This is a genomic window from Maribacter sp., from assembly GCF_016744255.1.
Classification (GTDB): Bacteria; Bacteroidota; Bacteroidia; order Flavobacteriales; family Flavobacteriaceae; genus Maribacter_B.
This window is the reverse complement of the sequence record NZ_JADGES010000004.1, coordinates 61,886-83,609: the sequence shown is the minus strand read 5'-3', so window position 1 is coordinate 83,609 and position 21,724 is coordinate 61,886. Positions and strand designations below refer to the sequence as shown.

At 32.4% G+C, this 21,724-nt stretch carries 18 protein-coding genes; 10 read left to right on the top strand and 8 right to left on the bottom strand.

The genetic code is table 11. The features are described from left to right. The 4 genes from QZZ51_RS01830 to QZZ51_RS01815 all read left to right on the top strand — a co-directional run. On the top strand, positions 1–2,560 hold a 2,560-nt coding region (locus QZZ51_RS01830; RefSeq protein WP_366511934.1), incomplete at its 5' end, for a carboxypeptidase-like regulatory domain-containing protein. Positions 2,561–2,571: 11 nt separating this feature from the next. Continuing rightward, positions 2,572–3,684, top strand: coding sequence for a hypothetical protein (locus QZZ51_RS01825; RefSeq protein WP_291865062.1), 1,113 nt, complete (start codon positions 2,572–2,574; stop codon positions 3,682–3,684). Between the two features lie 69 nt (positions 3,685–3,753). Further along, positions 3,754–5,100, top strand: a complete 1,347-nt coding sequence (locus tag QZZ51_RS01820; protein WP_291865061.1) for an endonuclease — start codon at positions 3,754–3,756, stop codon at positions 5,098–5,100. Between the two features lie 36 nt (positions 5,101–5,136). Then, complete coding sequence (locus tag QZZ51_RS01815) at positions 5,137–5,574, top strand: hypothetical protein (RefSeq protein ID WP_291865059.1); 438 nt, start codon at positions 5,137–5,139, stop codon at positions 5,572–5,574. 9 nt (positions 5,575–5,583) lie between these two features. On the opposite strand, the gene QZZ51_RS01810 is transcribed toward QZZ51_RS01815, so the two are convergent. Further along, positions 5,584–6,624 carry an endonuclease/exonuclease/phosphatase family protein gene (locus QZZ51_RS01810; RefSeq protein ID WP_291865056.1) on the bottom strand — a complete coding sequence of 347 codons (1,041 nt, stop codon included), beginning with the start codon at positions 6,622–6,624 and terminating at the stop codon, positions 5,584–5,586. A gap of 118 nt (positions 6,625–6,742) precedes the next feature. Between QZZ51_RS01810 and QZZ51_RS01805 the strand changes: the two genes are divergently transcribed. Both QZZ51_RS01805 and QZZ51_RS01800 read left to right on the top strand, forming a co-directional pair. After that, positions 6,743–9,475 (top strand): TonB-dependent receptor, encoded by a 2,733-nt coding sequence (locus QZZ51_RS01805; protein ID WP_291865054.1) that lies wholly within the window; start codon positions 6,743–6,745, stop codon positions 9,473–9,475. A gap of 16 nt (positions 9,476–9,491) precedes the next feature. Next, on the top strand, positions 9,492–10,865 hold the full coding sequence (locus QZZ51_RS01800; RefSeq protein ID WP_291865051.1) for a DUF5689 domain-containing protein: 1,374 nt from the start codon (positions 9,492–9,494) through the stop codon (positions 10,863–10,865). On the opposite strand, the gene QZZ51_RS01795 is transcribed toward QZZ51_RS01800, so the two are convergent. The 3 genes from QZZ51_RS01795 to QZZ51_RS01785 form a co-directional block, all read right to left on the bottom strand. Further along, positions 10,810–11,079, bottom strand: coding sequence for a hypothetical protein (locus QZZ51_RS01795; RefSeq protein WP_291865048.1), 270 nt, complete (start codon positions 11,077–11,079; stop codon positions 10,810–10,812). The two genes, QZZ51_RS01800 and QZZ51_RS01795, sit on opposite strands and share 56 nt — an antisense overlap. 127 nt (positions 11,080–11,206) lie before the next feature. Further along, positions 11,207–11,602 (bottom strand): response regulator, encoded by a 396-nt coding sequence (locus QZZ51_RS01790; RefSeq protein ID WP_291865047.1) that lies wholly within the window; start codon positions 11,600–11,602, stop codon positions 11,207–11,209. Positions 11,603–11,613: 11 nt separating this feature from the next. Then, positions 11,614–13,443, bottom strand: coding sequence for a PAS domain-containing protein (locus QZZ51_RS01785; protein WP_291865044.1), 1,830 nt, complete (start codon positions 13,441–13,443; stop codon positions 11,614–11,616). Positions 13,444–13,664: 221 nt separating this feature from the next. Here QZZ51_RS01785 and QZZ51_RS01780 point away from each other — a divergent pair, with 221 nt between their 5' ends. Further along, positions 13,665–14,441, top strand: a complete 777-nt coding sequence (locus tag QZZ51_RS01780) for a nitrilase family protein (RefSeq protein ID WP_291865041.1) — start codon at positions 13,665–13,667, stop codon at positions 14,439–14,441. Here QZZ51_RS01780 and QZZ51_RS01775 read toward each other — a convergent pair. After that, a complete protein-coding gene (locus QZZ51_RS01775; RefSeq protein WP_291865039.1) occupies positions 14,425–16,041 on the bottom strand; it encodes an Ig-like domain-containing protein in 1,617 nt (538 codons plus the stop codon). The genes QZZ51_RS01780 and QZZ51_RS01775 overlap by 17 nt on opposite strands. Positions 16,042–16,092: 51 nt before the next feature. Further along, complete coding sequence (locus QZZ51_RS01770) at positions 16,093–16,794, bottom strand: ComF family protein (RefSeq protein WP_291865036.1); 702 nt, start codon at positions 16,792–16,794, stop codon at positions 16,093–16,095. Positions 16,795–16,841: 47 nt separating this feature from the next. Here QZZ51_RS01770 and QZZ51_RS01765 point away from each other — a divergent pair, with 47 nt between their 5' ends. Together QZZ51_RS01765 and QZZ51_RS01760 are read left to right on the top strand one after the other, a co-directional pair. Continuing rightward, a complete protein-coding gene (locus QZZ51_RS01765) occupies positions 16,842–17,738 on the top strand; it encodes a hypothetical protein (RefSeq protein WP_291865033.1) in 897 nt (298 codons plus the stop codon). A gap of 34 nt (positions 17,739–17,772) precedes the next feature. Then, a complete protein-coding gene (locus QZZ51_RS01760; RefSeq protein ID WP_291865031.1) occupies positions 17,773–19,317 on the top strand; it encodes a glycine--tRNA ligase in 1,545 nt (514 codons plus the stop codon). Between the two features lie 93 nt (positions 19,318–19,410). On the opposite strand, the gene QZZ51_RS01755 is transcribed toward QZZ51_RS01760, so the two are convergent. Both QZZ51_RS01755 and QZZ51_RS01750 read right to left on the bottom strand, forming a co-directional pair. Beyond that, positions 19,411–20,283 carry an RluA family pseudouridine synthase gene (locus QZZ51_RS01755; RefSeq protein WP_291865028.1) on the bottom strand — a complete coding sequence of 291 codons (873 nt, stop codon included), beginning with the start codon at positions 20,281–20,283 and terminating at the stop codon, positions 19,411–19,413. Between the two features lie 2 nt (positions 20,284–20,285). After that, positions 20,286–20,801 (bottom strand): hypothetical protein, encoded by a 516-nt coding sequence (locus QZZ51_RS01750; protein ID WP_291865026.1) that lies wholly within the window; start codon positions 20,799–20,801, stop codon positions 20,286–20,288. A 104-nt stretch (positions 20,802–20,905) separates the two neighbouring features. Here QZZ51_RS01750 and QZZ51_RS01745 point away from each other — a divergent pair, with 104 nt between their 5' ends. Next, a complete protein-coding gene (locus tag QZZ51_RS01745; RefSeq protein WP_291865023.1) occupies positions 20,906–21,667 on the top strand; it encodes an exodeoxyribonuclease III in 762 nt (253 codons plus the stop codon). The last annotated feature ends 57 nt before the right edge of the window (positions 21,668–21,724 follow it).

Sequence of the window (21,724 nt, the reverse complement as noted above, 5' to 3'; positions counted from 1 at the left end):
AATAATGACAAATTCAAACATTAGAAAAATGAAAAAAATGTATTTCGCATTAGTAGCCTTTTTAATGACTGCTGTTGCATTTTCACAAGGAACTATTACCGGAATGGTAGTAGACGGAAACTTCGGAGACCCATTGCCAGGAGCAAGTGTAATTGTAAAAGGAACGACTATAGGAGTTGTTTCCGACTTCGATGGTAAATTTTCTTTAGAAGTAAAAGAAGCAGATGTAACTATTGTTATTTCTTATTTAGGTTATCTTAGTAAGGAAATTCCTTCTGCTAAAGGAGATATAGGAAAAATAGAATTAGCATCTAGCTCTGTTGGTTTATCTGAAGTTCTAGTAGTTGCTTCTGTAGCAGTAGATAGAAAAACTCCGGTTGCTGTTTCTACTTTAAAAGCAACGGATATTGAATTAAAATTGAGTACTCAGGAATTTCCAGAAGTATTAAAATCAACACCAGGTGTATATGCTACAAAAAGAGGTGGTGGTTATGGAGATGGTAGAATTAATATTAGAGGTTTTAGTTCTGAAAACGTGGCTGTAATGATTAACGGAGTACCTGTTAATGACATGGAAAATGGTGCTGTGTACTGGTCCAATTGGGCAGGTTTAGGAGACGTAACTTCATCTATGCAAGTGCAAAGAGGGCTAGGAGCTTCTAAAGTAGCTGTTCCTTCTATTGGTGGTACAGTCAATATTATTACTAAAACTACAGATGCTGAGCAAGGTGGTAACTTCTATACGGGAATAGCAAATGATGGATATTTAAAATATGGAATGACATATTCTACAGGATTATCAGAAAAAGGATTTGCAGCTACTGTAAGTGCATCAAAAATTTCTGGAGATGGTTATGTAGATGGAACAGAGTTTAATGGGTTTAATTATTTTATTAATTTATCTCAACAAATTAACTATTCTCATAGGATATCATTTAGTGCATTTGGTGCGCAACAAGAACATGGTCAAAGATATAATCGTTCTAAAATATCAGAATTATTAAGTACAGAATCTGGACCAAAAAAGTTTAATAAAGATTGGGGATATAAAAATGGAGAGGTGTATCACCAGTCTTATAATTTTTATCACAAACCTCAAATATCTTTAAATCACTTTTGGGAGATTAGTGATAACTCTGTTTTGTCAACAGCCGTTTATGCTTCTTTTGGTCAAGGTGGAGGTCGTAGAGATGAAGGCTCTAAGATAGGCTCAGATGATTATAGAATAGGTGGTATAGATCAACCTATTGATTTTGATAGAATTATTCAAGAAAACATAAGTAATGGTACTGCAGGGTCTAGTGACATTGTTTCTTCTTCTAGAAACTCACATAAATGGTATGGCGTATTATCGTCATACAAAAACCATGTAAACGATAACCTTGTAATATCAGGAGGATTAGATGCTCGTTATTATGTTGGTTCACATTGGTACGAAGTTGATGATTTATTAGGAGGGCAATTTTTTCTTGATAATGAAACAAATACCAAAGCGTATGGTCAAGCCTTAAAAGTTGGTGATAGATATAATAAAGATTATGATGGAATAGTATTGCGTTCAGGTCTTTTCCTGCAAGCTGAATATCAAGTTAGTGATAAGCTAAATTTCTTTGTAGCAACAGATGTATCGAATACTAATTACAGCAAAGAGGAATTTATGAGTACAGATATTCCTGATAACGCAAGGAAATCTGATGATGTTAACTTTTTAGGATATGGCATTAAAGGTGGTGGTAACTATAATTTAGATGATAATAATAATGTATTTGTAAATGTGGGTTATTTCTCTAAAGCTCCTTTTATGGATGCTGCTTTTCAAGATGATGATACATTGGAGCTAAATGACGGTGCTGAAAATGAAAATGTATTTAGTTTTGAATTAGGATATGGCTATAGAAGTGAAAAATTCTCAGCAAATGTTAATGTATACCATACAAAATGGCTAGATAAGTTTTTGTCTTCAACAACGGTTAATAATACTACTCAAGAGAGATTCTATGCGAATCTATTAGGGATGGATGCACTTCACCAAGGGATAGAGATAGATTTTAAATATAATTTATCAAATAAGTTATCTCTGACTGGTATGGCTTCTATTGGGGATTGGCAATGGAAAAGCAATGTGTCTGGTATTATAAGAGATGAAGCAGGAGACCAAATAGGAGACCCATTAGAAATTTTTGCTGATGGTTTAAAGGTTGGTGATGCAGCACAAACAACTTTTGCTTTAGGGGCAAATTATAAGATTGCCCATAAGTCTCAAATGTATGTAGATTTTAACTTTGCAGGGGACATGTATTCTTCATATGACGTTACAAATAGAGGTAGTGAAGATTTGCCAGATGTTTGGGAAGTACCTTCTTATAGTTTGGTAGATGTAGGTTTAAGTCATGGTTTTAATATTGGTGTTTTCGATGCAACTTTAAACGGAAAAATTAATAACCTATTTGATACAGATTATATTTCGGATTCAAATGATATAGATGGTAGTTCATCTGGAGCATATGTGTATTATGGATCGGGTAGAACTTATAGTGTTAGCCTAAAAGTTAAATTTTAAAAAAAATAACGATGAAAAAAATATTTTATTTATTCGCAGTTTTACTAGGAGGTATAGTGACAAGTTGTGATCCTTTAGAAGATACTTATGAGGAAATTGGTGTTACAGAAGAAACGGTGGTAGGTGATTTTGAGCTTACCTTGTCTGATGATGATTATAAAGCTTTAGATTTAAGTTATGGTAATTTTAGTTCGGTAGACGACGCAAAATCTATGCTTCCCGCATTTCTTACAGATGCATATCCTGTACTTGGTAAAGGTTCATCTGCATTAATAACCTATAAAAGGTATAGTAAGGTAGAAACGTATAGTGAAAATGTTTACGAATTATCAGCAGAAGAACATGATGCTATTACAGGAAATACGTATGGTAATTTTGATAAAAGTTATCACATAATAAATTATTTAGAAGCTACTTATTCTACTCCATCTGAGGGAGATTTTGTTTCATTAAGATATGTATATTACTCAGGAGGATCTAGTACCTTAACAGACGGCTTTGCTTTTGAAAATGGAGAGTGGACGAAAATTACTGGTTTTACTGAAAGCGAGTACAATGATATGGGAGAAAGTTATCCTAATTTTACTAGTCATGATGAAGCTGCTGCCAAAATGCCTATAAAATTATTAGATGTTTATAAATATAATCCTAAAAGTACAGGAGATGTTGTAAGGGCAATGTATGAGTTGTACAAAGGTAATGGTGTTACAAAAAGTTATACCAGTAATTTTGTTTTTGATGGTTCTGTTTTTGTAAAATATGATAATGAAGCTTTAGAAACACTTCAATTTGGTCATGACGGAACTACATGGGTGCCAGATAATACTATTAAATATACTATTACCGCGGCGGATTATACTTTAGTTGCAACTTCATTAGCTAATAAATACCCTAGTCAAACAGGGAGTGTTGGTAATTACAGTAATTTTGATAGAAGACCAGGTAACGCTGCAGAATGGACAGATGATATGCTTGCGGAAGCATTTAGTTTTGTTTTAGATAATTTAGATTCTGGTGCTGCTGATGGACAAAAGTATGTAGTAACCTTTGATATTTATAATGGTTCTAACGGAACAGAGAGTATTATACTTATCAAATCAGAAGGAGTATGGGTTCTTAACTAGAACTTTTTTTTAATAAAACAAAAACCTCCATCAATCCTAATGATGGAGGTTTTTTTGTACATTTATTTTATGAAGAAAGCATATTTTTTAGTTAGTCTTGTTTTGATACTTTGTGGTTGTAGTAGTGATAGTACAGAAACGCCAATTGTACCTCCAGTAGCTGTTGACCCACCAGTAGCAGTAAATGATCAGATAAATGCTATTGAGGATCAGGACACAATAATTTCTGGGGTGTTAACTAATGATCAAAATATTGGTGCTTCCAGAATAACGAGTATAGATGCAACAACTGCCCAAAATGGAACAGTGGTGGACAATAGAGATGGCACATATACTTATCAACCTGTAGATGGTTTTACAGGTGTAGATACTTTTGCCTATACAGTATGCGATAAAGAAACTACGCCAAATTGCTCTACAGCAACGGTTGAAATTACTGTGACCGATGAAGGGACACCTGTGGCTAGTAATGATACAGTTTTGATAGTACAAAACACCTCTGTATTAATTTCTAACCTATTAGAGAATGACGAGCTTATAGATGACAGTGAGCTAACCGCGATTAATACAACTGCTACTTTAGGTACAGCGGAATTAAATGCAAATGGTAGTATAAGTTATACTGCGCCAAATGGTTTTACAGGAGAGGATACCATAGAATATTCTCTATGTGATGATGATGCAGTGGCAAGTTGTGTTACAGGGATTATTACAATATCTGTTTTAGAAGGAACTAGTTTTAATGTGCCTTCAGAATTGACTTATTATTACGGGGATTTACAATTTACGGATAATGCAGAAGTAAATTATACCTTATTAAAGGATCATACGGTAACGAACCATACTACCATATTATCTTACAGTCAAAGACATAGTCATTTATACAATGCAGATGCAGATGAAAGTAATTCGGACAATGTAATTCTTATGTATTCTGGTGAAAGTAGGTATTGGAAAGAGTATACATCTGGTTCTAACCCTTATAGTACACAAACGTATAATACAGAACATATTTACCCACAGTCTAAATTAGTATCTGAGGATGCTGTTACGGATTTGCATCATTTGCGTTCTTGCGATGCCATAGTGAATGAAGACCGAAGTAATTTCTCTTATACGGTAGGTAGCGGCACATATTCTTTAAGTAATGAAAAATGGTACCCTGGGGATGATTGGCGCGGAGACGTAGCTCGTATGGTGATGTATGTAAATATTAGATATCAAGAATCATTTGAGAAAGTCGGGAATCTTAATTTATTCTTAGAGTGGAATGTTTTAGATCCAGTATCAACATTTGAGCAACAAAGAAATATGTTTATAGAAGGAGCGCAAGGAAATAGGAATCCATTTATTGACAATCCTTATTTGGCGACATTACTTTGGGGAGGATCACCAGCAATAAACACTTGGGAGTAAATATAATTCACTATTTTTATCGAATAAATAAACCCTATGGAAATTGTAAAAACATTACACTCTTATTTAGCTTATGTTACATTAGCTGTTTTATTTTTAGCAGTTGCTAATGCTATCATTGGTTTAGTTGGTAAAAAAATATTTAATATGGGCAAAGATTTACGTTTAAGTCTTTTTGCAATGATTCTATGCCATATTCAACTGTTAGTAGGGTTAATATTATATTTTGTTTCTGCAAGTGGATTAAACGCTATAAAAGAATTTGGTATGGGAGGCTTAACAGCATCAGCTAGATTGTTAGCAGTAGAGCATCCTTTTATAAATATAATTGCTCTAGTACTTATTACTATTGGTTGGTCTCGTCATAAGAAGTTTGTTGAAGGAGATAAAAAATTTAAAAGTATTGCTATATTTTACGGTTTAGGTTTAGTACTTATTTTAAGTAGAATTCCTTGGGGGCAATGGTTGGCGTAATAATATTGCTTATTTTACCTTCCTAATTAAATAAAGATACACTGGAAAGTGATCACTGTACCCGCCAGTATAACTTCCTCCTGCGTAAGTTCGTAATGGGTATCCTTTGTATCTTCCTTTTGATGTAAGTAAATAGGGAGGGTTATAAACACCCGTTTTCCAAAATTTATACTCTTTATTTAAAGGAGCTACTATAGTTTTTGTCATGAAAAATTGGTCGAATAAATTCCATTTATCTCTATAAGCGAGGGTGCCTACTCCCTTTTTAAATAATTTCTCCATAGGGTTATAAAGAGAACCTTCTTCTAATTTTTTCTTTTTCCCTTTGGTTTGTAAAACTAATTTTAGACTTTCGTCTATTGGGTCGTCATTAAAATCACCCATGCTTATTATTTTGGCATTTGGCTCTATCTTGGAGATAGAATCTATAATACGTTTATTTAGTTTAGCGGCAGCTAAACGATTAGGTTTACTCCTAACTTCACCACCGCTTCTAGAAGGCCAATGATTAACAATAAAATGAATTTTGTCATTATCTAACAGACCACTAACAACCAATTGGTCTCTTGTATAGTCTCTATATCCTTCTTTGTTAAAAAGTAATAATCTATGACTTACAAAGGAGTCGGGAAGAAAAGCATTTTTTTTATAAAGAAAAGCAACATCAATACCTCGCTCATCCGGAGAATTAAAATGTATTATACCGTAATTCTTATTTTTTAAATTAGGATGCATTATTAAATCTTGTAGTACTTGCAGGTTTTCTATTTCGCATAATCCAATAATATCAGGAGAAGTATTAGTAGTTTCTGCACCAATTTCCTCGATTACTTTAGAGGTGTTTTCAATTTTTTTTAAATAACGTTTTTGTGTCCATTGGTCCTTTCCGTCCGGAGTTCTATCATCGTCTCTGGTTAGGGAGTCGTTAAGGGTATCGAACAGGTTTTCTACATTATAAAAGGCTATAGTTCGTATTTGGAATGTGGTTTTATTTTGGGAAAAACCACTACAAGATATTAGGAAGAATAAGAATATACATTTAAAATCCATAGCTAAAATATTAATATGTAAATATCGATAAAATATTGATGTTGAAGACTTTTCATACATGTTAAAAGGATTATTACTATATTTAAAGAAGAGTTGATACTAACCATACCAATCTAAAATGCGATATTTTATTATTTCGCTTGGCCTTCTTATGTTTCAATATATGAAGGCTCAAGAGCATCCAAAAGTTATTGGGATTGTGAAATCTTCAATGAATAAAGACGCGATAAAAAATGTTTTTATAGAAGTAGAAGGTGCCAATAACTCTACATTTTTATCTGATAAAGATGATTTTCAAATTATCTTAAAAAAGGAAGGTAATTTTGTTTTAAGAATTATTGCTAAAGACTATCTAATTAAAAGAATACCGATTGAATATAAGGACGCTTCCATAGATTTAGGGATTATTTATTTAGAACCAGATATTACTATAGAGAAGAGTACTAATTTAGTTTCATTAACAGATTCTGATTTAGCGGATGACCAAGGGGAGTCTATAACTTCTGGTATACTGCAAGCTACGAAAGATATTTTTTTGAATAGAGCAGCATTCGATTTTGGACAGGCATTTTTTAGAGTTCGTGGTTATGACTCTCAAAACGGAGAAGTTTTAATTAATGGTTTGCTAATGAATAAGTTAATAGATGGAAGACCACAATGGAATAACTGGGGAGGATTAAATGATGTAACTCGGAACCAAGAATTCTCGTATGGCTTAGAATCGGCTTCTTCTACTTTTGGAGGAATTCTAGGCGCCACAAATATAGATACAAGACCCTCGAGCATGAGGTCTGGTTTAAGGTTATCTTCTTCGGCATCTAATAGAACATATAGTGGGAGGTTTATGGCGACTTATACTTCTAAAATAAATAAAAAAGGTATTGCTTATAGCGTGTCTGGTTCAAGAAGGTGGGCCAAAAACGGATATGCTAAAGGTACTTTGTATGATGCCTTTTCTGTTTTCGGAGCATTGGAATATCAATTAAACACCAAGCATCATTTTTTGCTTACTGCTTTTTTAGCTTCTAATAGAAGAGGAAGTTCTTCTGCAATAACGGAAGAGGTTTTTAATATGGCTGGCAATAAATACAATCCATATTGGGGAAAGCAAAATGGTAAAATTAGAAATTCTAGGGAGCGGAGAATCCAAGAACCTTTACTTCTGTTTAATCATTTTTATAAAACAGATAAGGTGCAAATAAATACTGGCATATCCTATCAGTTAGGTGGTAGAGCAAAAAGTAGATTAGGTTATTATAATGCTCCTAATCCCGATAAAACATATTACAGATATTTACCGAGTTTTTATATTAATAGCCCCATCGGGGCAAATTTTTATAGTGCTAATAAAGCAAAGGAAGACTTTTTATTAGACCCTCAAATAGACTGGGATAATTTGTATACGGCAAATTTAAATACAACTTCAGGGGCGTCTTATATTTTATATGATGATGTTACTAAAGATAACCGGCTATTGCTAAATAGTACGAGCAATCTAGATATTAATGAGAAGGTACATTTAGATTTTGGAATATACTATAAAAGATTGCAGTCTAATAATTATGCTAAAATTGAGGACCTTTTAGGAGCTATTTTTCATAAAGATGTAGACGCTTTTTCTAATACGCTCAATGATATGAACGCAAATAATGAAAAGGTCACGGGAGATTTGTTTAATTATAATTATGCCTTGCATGCATCGGAGGTTAAGGTGTTTGGTCAATTAAAATATAAAACCAAAAATTGGAATGCATTTGTTGCGGGGAATTATGCTGCTTCTGGTTTCCAAAGAGAGGGACTTTTTAAAAATCAACGTTTTATAAACTCATCTATAGGTAAAAGTAAAAAGGTTACTTTTTCTAGTATTGGTATTAAAACGGGTTTCACCTATAAGTTTAATGGAAGGAATTGGGTCACCCTGCAGGGTGCTATTCTAGAGAGACCTCCTATGATGCAAAATATGTTTATTAATCCAAGAGAGAATAACCAAATAGTGCCTAGTATAGGAACGGAGAACATTTCCACGGTAGATATGAGTTATTTTGTTCGCTTGCCTAAACTTACAGGAAGAATTACAGGTTTTTACACCCGTTTTCAAAACACTACGGATGTTAACTTTTTTTATGTAGATGCTGGTGTTGGGTCAGATTTTGTACAAGAAGTACTTACGGGCTTGGACAAGTTACATATGGGGACAGAAATTGGGATGGAGTATCAAATATCTTCCTCTGTGAAATTAACAGGAGTGCTTTCTTTGGCAAAATACACCTATGCTAGTAACCCAAATGTGTCTATAAATTTTGATACGGCAGATGCAGAGGAAGAACTAATAAATACTATAGGTAGAATAGATTTGGGAAGAGCTAAATTAAAAAACTATAAGCTAGCGCAGGGTCCACAAAAGGCATTGGCATTAGGGATTAATTATAGAGACCCTAAATATTGGTGGGTAGGTTTAAGTGCTAATTTTTTAGGAAATAATTATGCCAATATATCTACCATTACAAGAACGGATAGTTTTTATTTAGATCCAGAAACAGGAGAAGAATTTAATGATGCAACAAGTGAGAATGTGGAAAATTTATTGGCTCAAAAACCTTTAGATAGCTTTTATCTTTTAAATGTTATAGGAGGAAAATCTTGGTTGCGCAATGGTAAATATATAAGTGTATTTGTAAGTCTAAATAATTTATTCAACACCTCCTACCGTACAGGAGGTTATGAACAAAGTAGAAACGGAAATTACGGTCAATTGAAAAAGGATAACCTAAGTGGCTCTCCTTCCTTTGCTCCAAAATATTGGTATGGCTACGGGAGAACTTATTTTTTAAACTTTGCAATTAGTTTTTAAATATGAAGAATAGAGGATGGTTAATATAAAAAATGATTTACTGTATTCTTTTTTAATTGGGTGTTTTGTGCTACTTAGTAATTGCGTAGCAGATAAAAATTTTGATGTCCCAGATAAACTATGTAAGGATGGTCTAGAAGTAAATATTACTATAGAAGATTTAAAAAACAGGTATGTGGGTCAGGTGTTTCAAATTCAAGAAAATCTTATTTTAGAGGCTGTTGTTATATCGTCAGATAAAGAGGGTAATTTTTTTAGTGTACTCCATTGTCAGGATAAGTATGAAAATCCAGAGCATGGAATACAAATAGAAATTGAGCTTCAAGATTCTCATTTGTTTTATCCTGAGGGTTCTAGAATAGTTATAAAATTGAAAGGGTTGTATTTTGGGAAGAGTAGAGGGGTTTATAAAATTGGTGGTGTTTTTACTTCATTTGGGAATGTATCTGTTGGAAGATTACCTGCATTATCTTTAAAACAACATTTGTTTTTGTCTTGTACAGAGGCAAAGGAACTAAAGCCTAAATTGATTACTATTCCAGAAATAAATGACACGTTATTGAATACGTTAATTACCATTAACGATGTAGAGTTTTCCCAAGAGATACTAGGTTTAAGCTTTGCAGAAAAAAAAGAAGAAACAGACCGTTCTTTAGAAGATTGCGAGGGTAATAAATTGTTCGTACGGAACAGTGGATATTCTGATTTTCAGGAGCAAATAATGCCAAGCTTAAGAGGTTCTATTACAGGTGTTCTATCTAGAGATACTAAAAATTATCAATTAATTATTAGAAGATTAGAGGATATAAGTTTTTCTGAGGAACGTTGTGAAGAAATGGTAGATGAATTTACATCAACCTCTATTTTTATTTCGGAATTAGCAGACCCAGATAACAACAGCTCTGGTAGATATGTAGAATTATACAATTCAGGAGAAACTTCCTTATCATTAAAAGGTTGGTTGCTTCAAAGATTTACGAATAGTAATACAGAAGTGAGCTCTGAAGTTGATCTGTCTGGTTTGATAATAGAACCTAATAGCACACTAGTTTTGGCTTCACATGCAGAAGATTTTAATTCTATTTATGGTTTTTTTCCAGATTTAGAAGTTGGTGCTAATGGCCCTGCAGATTCTAACGGAGATGATAATTTAGTTCTTTTAGATGCCTTTGGAACTGTAATCGATGTTTTTGGTGTAGTAGGAGAAGATGGTTCTGGTACCAACCATGAGTTTGAAGACGGGCGGGCTGTACGTAAATCTAATGTGCTAAAAGGAAATCCTACATATATTTTCTTCGAATGGATAATTACAAATGATACAGGAGGTAGTGGTACTATCCATAATCCGCAAGTAGCTCCTGACGATTATTCTCCTGGATATCATAATTAATTTTGTTTTCACGATGAGCAAAGCATATATAATGAATATTCTCCATAGTTAAATGCTTTGTAATATAGCCATTTACAACCTCATGTTTTCTAGATTTAGTAATGTTTTCTGGGCTAACGAAAGAACTAATGATGTATAATTGGGTGTTATTTCTAGTGTATTTTGGCAAGTCGATAAACTCTTCCAAAAACTCCCAACCATCTTTGTAGGGCATATTAATATTTCATAAAACAATTGGGGTAGTTTTATTCCTACAAAACACCTATTGCTTTTTATCTATCGGCATAGGAAAGTAGGTTTTATAGATGTCAAATTCTATTTAAAAGTCCGTAAAAGAGCAATTACATTGTAATAATTTTTTCAAGGTCAGAAGGGGTAATAGGCTTTACTATATAAGCTGTAACCATTGGTAAGGCCTTAATCATTTCAATTTCATTAGGGTTTATAGAAGAGCTCATTACAATAATTTTTAGGTCTTCTTTATTAGAAATTGGGGTATTTGCAAAACTGTCTAAAAATTCCCAACCACTCATTATTGGCATGCTTAAATCTAAAAAAATTATAGAGGGCATTTCTTTTTTACTTTTATCAATTTCTATTAAACCCTCAATCCCTTGTTTTCCATTTTCAAAAACTATGATTTTTTCACAAAAATTAGACTCTTTCATTAAACGTTCCGCGATATATACAAAAATGGAATCGTCATCAATAATACATACAGAGTTAGTTTTTGCCATTTGATTTTCTTTTAAGGAGTTTTAAAAATTAATTTAAATGTAGAGCCAAAATCTACCTTGCTTTCTACAGAAATATTTCCGCCCATAGCTTCTAATTGGTTTTTAGTAATGTATAAACCTACTCCTCGGGCATCTTTATTTCGATGAAAAGTCTTGTGCATACCAAATATTTTGCCTCCAAACTTGTTTAAGTCTATGCCTTTCCCATTATCCTTGAAAGTTAACTCTAAATATTTTTCATTTTTTATGGCATTTATTTCTATGATTGGTGGTCGGTCGGTTGCAGAATATTTTAGACTATTAGTAAAAAGATTTAATAATATACTATCTAAATAAGCAGGTACTGCTAAAACCTTAGCAGTAGGGGGAATATTAATAATTGTTCTGGCTTTTTTTTCTTTATATAGAACATTTATATTATTTATAACAGTCTCTATCACAGATTTTAATTCTATAGGAATTAATTGCTCATATACGTTAGAGCTAGATTGTACAACCTCATTTAAATTATGTACAGTACTGTTTAAACTCTCCGTTGCTTCTTTGAGCATGCCCATTAATTTATACTTTTCATTTTCATCCTTCTCATCTAATAAAAACCCAGTTACCATGGATAAATTAGTTGCGTGTGAGCGTAAATCATGTGAAACCATATGCGAAAAGTTTCTTAAACTATTATTTTGTTCGCGGGTAATTTCAGAGAATTCTCTAAGTCTTTTGGCAGATTCTTTTTCTTTGGTTACATCTGTAATTACACCGATAGCTTGGTTGTTACCCTTTTCTTTGTTGGTAACGAAAGTTGCTACGGCTTTTAAATGTCTAATGGAGCCATCTGTTAGTAGTATTCTATATTCGATTATTCCATTACCTTTTCCTTTACTTAGCCAATAAGCTTCCTCTAATACTCTACTAAAATCTTCTGGATGAATAGAAGAAGCCCAGCCTTCATAGGCAGTTGTGTGTTTGGGATCAACATGGTGAATTTTAAAACACATTTCATCCCAGATGGTAAATTTATCCTTAGTATAAAATTCCCATATACCAACATTAGACGCGGCAGTTGCTCTTTGGGTTCTTTCTGCTTGTTCGCTATACTTTAATTCCGCTATTTTACGGTCGTTAACATCTTGGCAAACACCAAAAAGCCGAACGCATTTTCCATTTACAAATACTGCTTGCCCCTTAGTTCTAACCCATAACTCGTTACCTTTTCCAGTAATCATTTTAACTTCGGTATCCCATGGAATTCCTTTGGTTATTGCTAGATTAGATAATTCGTATAGTTTGTCTCTATGTTTTCCTTCTTTAAAATGATTAAAACATTCTTCGTAGGTTTGGGGTACATAATCATGAGGTTGTTCATGTATAATATTTACCATTTTTGTCCAAGAAACTTTAAAATCTTGCAAGTTTACTTCCCAACTACCTATTCTAGATAATAATTGTGCTTCTTTTAATGATTCTTCTTTGTTCTTGGAAGAGGTAACATTTTCTAAAACAATAATTAATCCTCCAATATCGCCATTGGCTATAGTCCAGGGGTTAATATTCCATTTTAATGAAATATATTCTCCATTCTTAGAAAGGAATTTTTTTCCTTTACTAGAATAGGAGTTTCCTTGTAAACAATTTTCTAAAATTGGAAGAAATTCTTTTGGTAAATTATTCATTACTGTAAAAAAAGGTAATCCATTAAATCCTTTTTTTAAGCCATGCATAGAAACCCATTTTTGGGAATATGTAAGAAACCTTAATTTTTTATCTAAAGTTGCGATAGGGATTGGCACATCTTTAATTAAAAGCTGGTTTAATGTCCTTTCTGCTGTTGTAGAAGTGGCCATACTCAAATTTAGTAATTATTTGCAAAGAGAACACGTATTTTTTAAGAATTATCTTACGCGTAATATTTCCTTTTTCAATGAGTTTTGATTTGGAATATTTTATGGGTGTAAATATTTTTTCTTAAAATTAAGTTTATTGGGTTATTTTTATACTGGAGAACATCAGGTACTATTATAGAAGTATTTTACGTAATGTAGTCTTATGGGTATTAAATAAAAAAATGAATATAGAACTAAATATTGCTTTAATACAGACTTCATTGGAATGGGAAAACCCAGAATTAAACAGAGTTTTAATTCAAAAAAAGATAGAGGCTTTAAAGGAAAGTACGGATGTTGTAGTATTACCAGAAATGTTTACTACGGGTTTTACAATGAATCCATCTTCTATAGAGATTGATGAGGGGAACAAGACCATTGCTTGGATGCAAAAAGTTGCATACGAAAATGATGTCGCCCTCGTTGGTAGTATAGCTTTTACAGAGCTAAATAAACATTACAATAGGTTATGTTTTGTAAGTCCAAATGGAGAGTATTGGTATTATAATAAAAAACACACTTTTACTTTAGTAGGTGAGGGCAAGGTTTATGAGTCTGGTACGGAACGGTTAATAGTAAATTATAAAGGTTTTCGTATTTGCCCATTAATATGTTATGACTTGCGATTCCCGGTTTGGGCTAGAAATACAGAAAATTATGATGTATTACTTTACGTTGCAAATTGGCCTAAACCTAGAATTTTTGCTTGGGATAGTCTATTAAAGGCTAGGGCTATAGAGAATATGGCCTATTGTATTGGCGTAAATCGTATAGGAAAGGATAACTCTGGCTACGAATACCCAGGGCATTCTGCTGTATACGATTATCTAGGAAATACGTTAGTTTTTTCTAATAAGGAAGAAACTTTATACACAACCTTAAGTAAAACTCATATTGAAAAGACAAGGGGCAAACTAAAATTTTTAGAAGACCGTGATTCTTTTAATCTAAAACCGTAAACGTTTGTTCTAACTCCCAATTCGCCCTTACTTCAATAGGAACAGGATAATAGCTAACCTTTTCTGGTTCTATTTGCAGCAAATAATTACCGGTATCCCATTTTTTATTAGAATTAGAGTCAAAAAGAACACGAGCCATATATTTAGCGGGTTTTAAGTGGTTAAACTCAAAAACCTCCGATTCTAAAGCATAAATTTCCCTTTGTACTTCTCCTTTCTCATTGGTTAGTTGTACAATAAGAGGAAATTCTAAATTAGTACCTACAACAGATAATCTCAGGTTTCCATAATCTGCTAAGCTCTTTGTTTTTAACCCAATACTTAAAGTGTCGTTAGTGGTATTAAAAAAATCTGTTATTGCTCCTGGAAAAATATCAATAAGATAACTTTGATTTGGTTTTTTTTCAAAATTAAAAGCTAAGGCATTCTCAAGAGTATCTAAAATAACAGAAAATTTAATAGGTAAGGAATCTTTATCAATCATTTTAATTTTAGAAGAATCCATGGCTATTAATGGGGTGTTTCCTGTAAGATGAAAAGAATCATTCAGATCAATAGCGCCTCTATGATTTGCTGATAATGTAAGAGTATCAATTGCTATTTTTCGGCTCTTTATTTTAAAAGTGTCGAGTGTTTTGTATTTCTGGTTAGTTACTGTAAAAAGAAGCGAGTCCATCTCAAAAGGTGTAAACCAAAAATTAATACTATCCTTTTTAGGTTCTTTTTGCAACATAATCTCTACCGAATCTGGAATGATAGAAATTGGTTTTATAATACTATTTTTCCCGTCTCCAAAATAGCCAAAAGTAATTTTATTTTTAGCGCTTAAAGTAGGTACTGCCATAGCAAAATTTGGCACTTCTTTAAAAAGAGTTAAAAGAAAAATAGAATCTGTGGGTATGGAAATAGTGTCTTTAATAAAACCTATTTTGTCTGTATTTTGGTCAAAAACATGGTTTTTCGCATCGTCTTTTAGGGCGAAAAGAGCATAGTTTCCTTTTTTTAGGTTTTTTAGGTTGAATATTATGGTGCTATCTAGCGTATTGGTTATGTAGTTAGGTGGTTTTTGAAAAATTGTAGAATCCGTGTAAGCGCTATCTATTTCGTAAAGCATTACGCTAATGAACGTATCGGCATCTTTATTAAAGGCATCTTTTACTACGCCTTTAATCTCTAGAGAATCTATATAAGTGCCTGTAGAAAATATATAAGTTAAAAAACTATTGGGATTGCCTTCATTATTGTCTACAATACTTTCACCAAAATTAAGGGTGTAAGTGGTGTTTTCTTTTAAAGTATCTTTTATAGTTATTTCTACATATTTACTAGCGCCACCTTGAGGAGATAAATCGGGGGTATATTTTAAGGGAGGAGAAATAATAAGTTGTTCTTGAACATCTTTAAGTTTTATATACTCGTTAAAATATAAACGTATTTTGTTTTCTGAAAAATTGATGCTCATATTTTCAGGCTCTGCTTTAATCAATATTGGAGCTTCGATGTCTTTTGGGCCTCCTGTAGGGCTACCTCTCCTAGCACATTGATAAAATGCGGCAATTATGATGATAAAAAAGAAGTAGGCTAAAATACGTTGTAACATTACCTTAAAATATGAACAACAAAGAAACAACATATTTAATGAAATTAGAAATTACAAAACTACAGCCATACTGGCAATATAGATTGTTACTCCTGGTGCTTCTTGTAAAGTTTTTGCACAAATTTCCATTGTTGCTCCTGTTGTAATGACATCATCTAATAAAAGAATTTTTTTATTAGTAAGCACCAAAGGATTTGTTAAATGATAAAGATTTTTTTGCTCTTGCCATCTTCTAAGACGCCCCTTTTTAGTTTGTGTTTTTGTATTGGCTGTTTTTATTAGAACATTCTCTAACAACGTAGTGTTTAAATGTTTTGCCAAACATTCGCCAAATTTAGTTACTTGGTTGTAGCCTCGTTTCTTAAGTTTTTTAGAATGAAGAGGAACAGGAATAATGTAGTCTATATCTTTTAGAAAATTATTTTCAGCTAATATTTGACCGTACCATTCTCCAATGAAAATACCAATTTGCTCTTGGTTTTTATATTTTAAATTATGGATAAGGTTTTTAACGATTCCAATTTCTGTGAATAATAAAAAGGAACTTCCTTTTTTTATGTTAATTCGTCCATAAAAAATACGGTCTATCGAGTTTTCTTCGTTAAAGGTAAAGTCGGTGAGTGGTATTTGGTTTCGGCAAACGGTACACAAATGTTTCTCTCCTCTATGTAATCGTACATTACAACCAAAACACACTATGGGTAATAGGAGTGTGTTGATATCATTTAGTATATTTGATAGCTTAGAATACAATAAATCTTAGTTTTTTATTAACCTACTTTAAAGACCGCTTTGTTCTGATGGACAGTCAAGATAACAAAATAAATTATAAAGTAATACTTGCAGCTTTGGCAGCAGTAGTACTAGGAATTCTTATCGCCTTTTACTATAGTTATGCGCAATCTAAAACTCAAATTAATTACTTAGAGCAAGAGAAAGACCTATTAGTAAAGGATTTAACTATTATGAAAGCAGATGTGGATAGACTTTCTGCTCTCAATGAGGTTAATGAAATAGAATTACAAGATTCTAAATACAGGGTGCAACAATTAATAGATTCTGTCGGTAGATTAAACTTTACCGTAGAAAAATTAAGAGAGTTTAAAACGGAATTAAGAAGATTAGAATCTAAAAACGATAGTCTTAAATTAAAGAATAATTTTCTTAAATATAATAGCATGCTTATAGGTGAAAAGTATGAAGAATCTAGACGTCAAATCGAAATTTTAAGAGGAAAGAGTAACTCTTTAGCAGAAGCAGAGGCTTTACAACGCAAGAAAATATTAGAGTTAAATAACGAGCTGAAAACCAAGAACTATTTAAAACTTCAGAATGCTACAGGAAGTGGTTTTAGATTACGTAGTGAAAAACCTATAAAAACAAACAAGGCGTCTATAATTGAAAAATTAAGAGGTTGTGTAACTATAGTTGCTAATCCAGAAGATGAGAATAAAGATAAAGTGCTTTATTTTCAATTCTTAGATCCTAATAAGCAGGTTATAGAAGATAACGCAAATACTATAAATGTAAACGGAAACGTATATAGTAAAAGAGTGGAATTTATTTTTAATGGAAAAGAGACACCTGTATGCGATTTTATTTCTATTCCAGAAGGTTCTTTACAACCAGGAATTTACACAATAAATGTGTTTGAAGATGAACGGTTATTATCATCGGCAGAATTTCAGTTAAAATAAACATTCTTTTAGCTTAAAATTCTATTTTTGCCAAATGGCAAAACAAGAAGACAAATTTAAAAAGGTAATCTCCCACGCTAAGGAATATGGATATGTATTTCAATCTAGTGAAATATATGATGGATTAAGCGCTGTTTATGATTATGGACAAAACGGAGTAGAGCTTAAAAAAAATATTAGAGAGTACTGGTGGAAAGCCATGGTACAACTAAATGATAACATTGTAGGTTTAGATGCTTCTATATTTATGCACCCTACTACTTGGAAGGCTTCTGGGCATGTAGATGCATTTAATGATCCCTTAATAGATAACAAAGATTCTAAGAAAAGATATAGAGCAGATGTCTTGGTAGAAGATTATGTTGCTAAAATTGAAAATAAAATTGAAAAAGAAGTTAAAAAAGCAGAAAAGCGCTTCGGAGATTCTTTTGATAAAAAACAATTTTTAGCAACTAACCAAAGAGTAGTTGAATACCAAGAACAAGCAACAAGTATTTTAAAAAGACTAGGACAATCTTTAGAAAAAGAAGATTTAGTTGATGTTAAAAAACTTATAGAAGAGTTAGATATTGCTTGCCCTATGTCTGGATCTAAAAACTGGACAGACGTAAAACAGTTTAATCTTATGTTCGGCACCAAGCTTGGAGCCAATGCAGAAAGCGCAATGGATTTGTATTTGCGTCCGGAAACTGCACAAGGTATTTTTGTAAATTTCTTAAACGTTCAGAAAAGCGGACGTATGAAAATTCCTTTTGGAATAGCACAAACAGGTAAAGCATTTAGAAACGAAATTGTAGCAAGACAATTTATTTTTAGAATGCGCGAGTTTGAGCAAATGGAAATGCAATTCTTTATTCAGCCAGGAACGCAAAAAGAATGGTATGAAAAATGGAAAGAAAATAGAATGAAATGGCACCTTTCTTTAGGACTAGGAGAGGATAATTATCGTTTCCATGATCATGAAAAATTAGCCCATTATGCAGATGCTGCGGCAGATATAGAATTTAGATTCCCATTTGGATTTAAGGAATTAGAAGGAATACATTCTAGAACAGATTTTGATTTAGGAAGTCACGAGAAATTTTCAGGTAAAAAACTACAATATTTCGACCCAGAACTAAATAAGAACTACGTTCCTTATGTGTTAGAAACCTCTATAGGTTTAGATCGTATGTTTTTGGCCGTTTTTTCTAACTCTTTACAAGAAGAAGAATTAGAAAATAACACAACAAGAACAGTATTAAAACTTCCAGCAGTTTTAGCTCCAACAAAAGCGGCTATATTACCACTGGTTAAGAAAGATGGTTTACCAGAGATTGCACACGCAATAATAGAGGATTTAAAATGGGACTTTAATGTAAGGTATGATGAAAAAGATGCTGTAGGTCGTAGGTATAGAAGACAAGATGCTAATGGTACTCCGTTTTGTATTACAGTAGATCACCAAACCAAAGAAGATAATACAGTTACCATACGCCATAGAGATTCTATGGAGCAAGAAAGAGTTGCAATCGCAGATTTAAAAAGTATTATTTCTAAAGCTGTAGATATGAAAACTTGGCTTTTAAAAATGAAGTAAAATATTTATTCCCACTAGTGGGTTTAATACCTCGATGCTTGCATCAAGGTAATTTGCTTAAGAATAATGAAAAGGCTGTATTTGTACAGCCTTTTACTTTTTCTCGAAAATGCGATTAAATTTATTAGGTGGGTCTTTTACCAAAAGAACCTTTTCTTTAGTAAAAGGATGCGTAAATTCTAAGGAATAGGCATGCAAGTAAAGCCCTTTGCCTTTTAATTCTAAATCTTTTAAAGCATAAGTTGGGTCTCCTAAAATAGGATTGCCTATACCATATAAATGTTTTCGTAATTGATGTTTCCTTCCTGTAGCAGGGGATAATTGAACCCAGTTTAAAAATGCAAACCTTTTAGATGGCGTTGTTTTTATAACTTTATATTTAGAGGTTGCTATTTTACCGTCAATGGGTGTAGAGATGGTTCCAAAGGGTTTCATTGTTCCTATGGTAATTGCTATATAGGTTTTATTTATTTGTTTGTTCTCAAATAATTTATTTAAAGCAATAATACTAGAACTTGTCTTACCTACTACTAATAGACCAGTTGTTGGGTAATCTAATCTATGTGCAGGTTTGGGATTAACAGCATCTGGTAAAGTACTTGGACTTATATTTTGTTCTAAGGCGTTAGTTATAGTTTTAAAAGAGTTGCCACTTACAAGAATACCTGCAGGTTTATTAATTATGGCAAAATACGCATCTTCGTAAATGACTTCTAAGGATAGAGTAATTTTTTTGTGCGGTGTAGTTTTTTTGTCTTCTAAGAGAACAATTACTTCTCTTCCACATATAAAATTTGCTGTAGAGGCAACATTTCCGTTTACGAGAATAAGTCCTTTTTTGAGACTTTTTTTTAAAGCCGATTTTGTCGAAATGGTATTAAATATACCTACACCATATTCTTGTAATCGCACAGGTTTAAGTAAAACCTTAGCTGTGTGCGACTCTAGAATATTTAAGGTTGACATTTTTAAAATCGAAAACCTACAGATAGGCCGGCTTTATACATAAATGTGTCTTGGTAATCTTCCGGACTTATATTTCTTCCGAAACCACCGTTTAATTCTACAGTAAATCTTTCACTAAAAGTAACGAGTTTAAAACCACCTCCTAGACCAAGCGCTAAGGTACTATAGTCAACATTTCTTTGTCCTAAATTGTTATCTGGAATATCATCTTCTCCAGTATAATATAAACCAAAAGCTTCCGCAAAAAATCCACTTCTTGGTTCATAGCCAAAATAAGCTCTTATGTTAGCCCCTAATCCAAAATTACCGTTGTAGTCTGTTGCTTTATTATCAAAATAAATATCCCCACCAATACTAGTGTCTTCATTTATATAATGTTCATATGCAAAACCAATAGTTGACGTAGCTAAAAAGTGACCAACATTAAATTTAATCTCATCATTATTTTCTGAAGACCCTTGTGCTGATAAAAAATAGGAAGCTCCTATTAATATAATTAAAACAATTACCTTTTTCATTAATTTAATTCTAAATTTAAAAATGTAAAAATAAGATATTATATTTTTAAAATTATAGATCCACTAAATCCTATTTTATTATTTTTAGGCACACAAGAAAATCTATGAAAATTATATCGTACAACGTAAATGGCATAAGAGCTGCTTTAAAAAAAGGATTTATAGAATGGTTGCTAGCTGCAGACCCAGATGTAATATGCTTACAAGAAATAAAAGCAAATAAAGATCAGTTAGATTTAGATGTTTTTGCGCAAGCAGGATACGCTTATAATTATTGGTTTAGCGCTCAAAAAAAAGGATATAGTGGCGTTGCTATATTAGCAAAGAAGAAACCGGATCATATACAGTATGGTACTGGAATCGATTATATGGATTTTGAAGGAAGAAATTTGCGTGTAGATTATGGTGATGTTTCCATAATGAGTATGTATTTACCTTCTGGAACGAATATGGATCGTTTGGATTTTAAGCTAAAATATATGGCAGATTTTCAGACTTATATAAATGAATTAAAAAAAGAACACCCTAATATTATTGTTTTGGGAGATTATAATATATGCCATGAGGCCATAGATATCCATGACCCTGTTCGTAATAAGAACGTTTCTGGGTTTTTACCTGTAGAGAGAGAATGGATTGGTGATTTTATGAAGAGTGGATTTATTGATAGTTTTAGGCATTTTAACAAAGATGCCGATAACTATTCTTGGTGGAGTTATAGAGCTAATGCCAGGAATAACAATAAAGGTTGGCGTTTAGATTATGGAATGGTAAGTTCTTCTTTAGAGGATAGACTACAAAGAGCTTTAATTTTGTCTGAAGCCAAACACAGTGATCACTGTCCGGTTTTAGTAGAAATAAAATAGGAATATTAGTAAAAACAAAAAAGTACAGTAGATAACTGTACTTTTTTGTTTTATAAA

Bases quoted from the DNA above. Each gene is read 5' to 3' on its own strand.
- QZZ51_RS01785 (WP_291865044.1), bottom strand. From the start codon at position 13,443: ATGGCCACTTCTACAACAGCAGAAAGGACATTAAACCAGCTTTTAATT.
- QZZ51_RS01760 (WP_291865031.1), top strand. From the start codon at position 17,773: ATGGCAAAACAAGAAGACAAATTTAAAAAGGTAATCTCCCACGCTAAG.
- QZZ51_RS01815 (WP_291865059.1), top strand. From the start codon at position 5,137: ATGGAAATTGTAAAAACATTACACTCTTATTTAGCTTATGTTACATTA.
- QZZ51_RS01780 (WP_291865041.1), top strand. From the start codon at position 13,665: ATGAATATAGAACTAAATATTGCTTTAATACAGACTTCATTGGAATGG.
- QZZ51_RS01805 (WP_291865054.1), top strand. From the start codon at position 6,743: ATGCGATATTTTATTATTTCGCTTGGCCTTCTTATGTTTCAATATATG.
- QZZ51_RS01765 (WP_291865033.1), top strand. From the start codon at position 16,842: ATGGACAGTCAAGATAACAAAATAAATTATAAAGTAATACTTGCAGCT.
- QZZ51_RS01745 (WP_291865023.1), top strand. From the start codon at position 20,906: ATGAAAATTATATCGTACAACGTAAATGGCATAAGAGCTGCTTTAAAA.
- QZZ51_RS01790 (WP_291865047.1), bottom strand. From the start codon at position 11,602: ATGGCAAAAACTAACTCTGTATGTATTATTGATGACGATTCCATTTTT.
- QZZ51_RS01800 (WP_291865051.1), top strand. From the start codon at position 9,492: ATGGTTAATATAAAAAATGATTTACTGTATTCTTTTTTAATTGGGTGT.
- QZZ51_RS01810 (WP_291865056.1), bottom strand. From the start codon at position 6,624: ATGGATTTTAAATGTATATTCTTATTCTTCCTAATATCTTGTAGTGGT.
- QZZ51_RS01775 (WP_291865039.1), bottom strand. From the start codon at position 16,041: ATGTTACAACGTATTTTAGCCTACTTCTTTTTTATCATCATAATTGCC.
- QZZ51_RS01820 (WP_291865061.1), top strand. From the start codon at position 3,754: ATGAAGAAAGCATATTTTTTAGTTAGTCTTGTTTTGATACTTTGTGGT.
- QZZ51_RS01825 (WP_291865062.1), top strand. From the start codon at position 2,572: ATGAAAAAAATATTTTATTTATTCGCAGTTTTACTAGGAGGTATAGTG.
- QZZ51_RS01750 (WP_291865026.1), bottom strand. From the start codon at position 20,801: ATGAAAAAGGTAATTGTTTTAATTATATTAATAGGAGCTTCCTATTTT.
- QZZ51_RS01755 (WP_291865028.1), bottom strand. From the start codon at position 20,283: ATGTCAACCTTAAATATTCTAGAGTCGCACACAGCTAAGGTTTTACTT.
- QZZ51_RS01795 (WP_291865048.1), bottom strand. From the start codon at position 11,079: ATGCCCTACAAAGATGGTTGGGAGTTTTTGGAAGAGTTTATCGACTTG.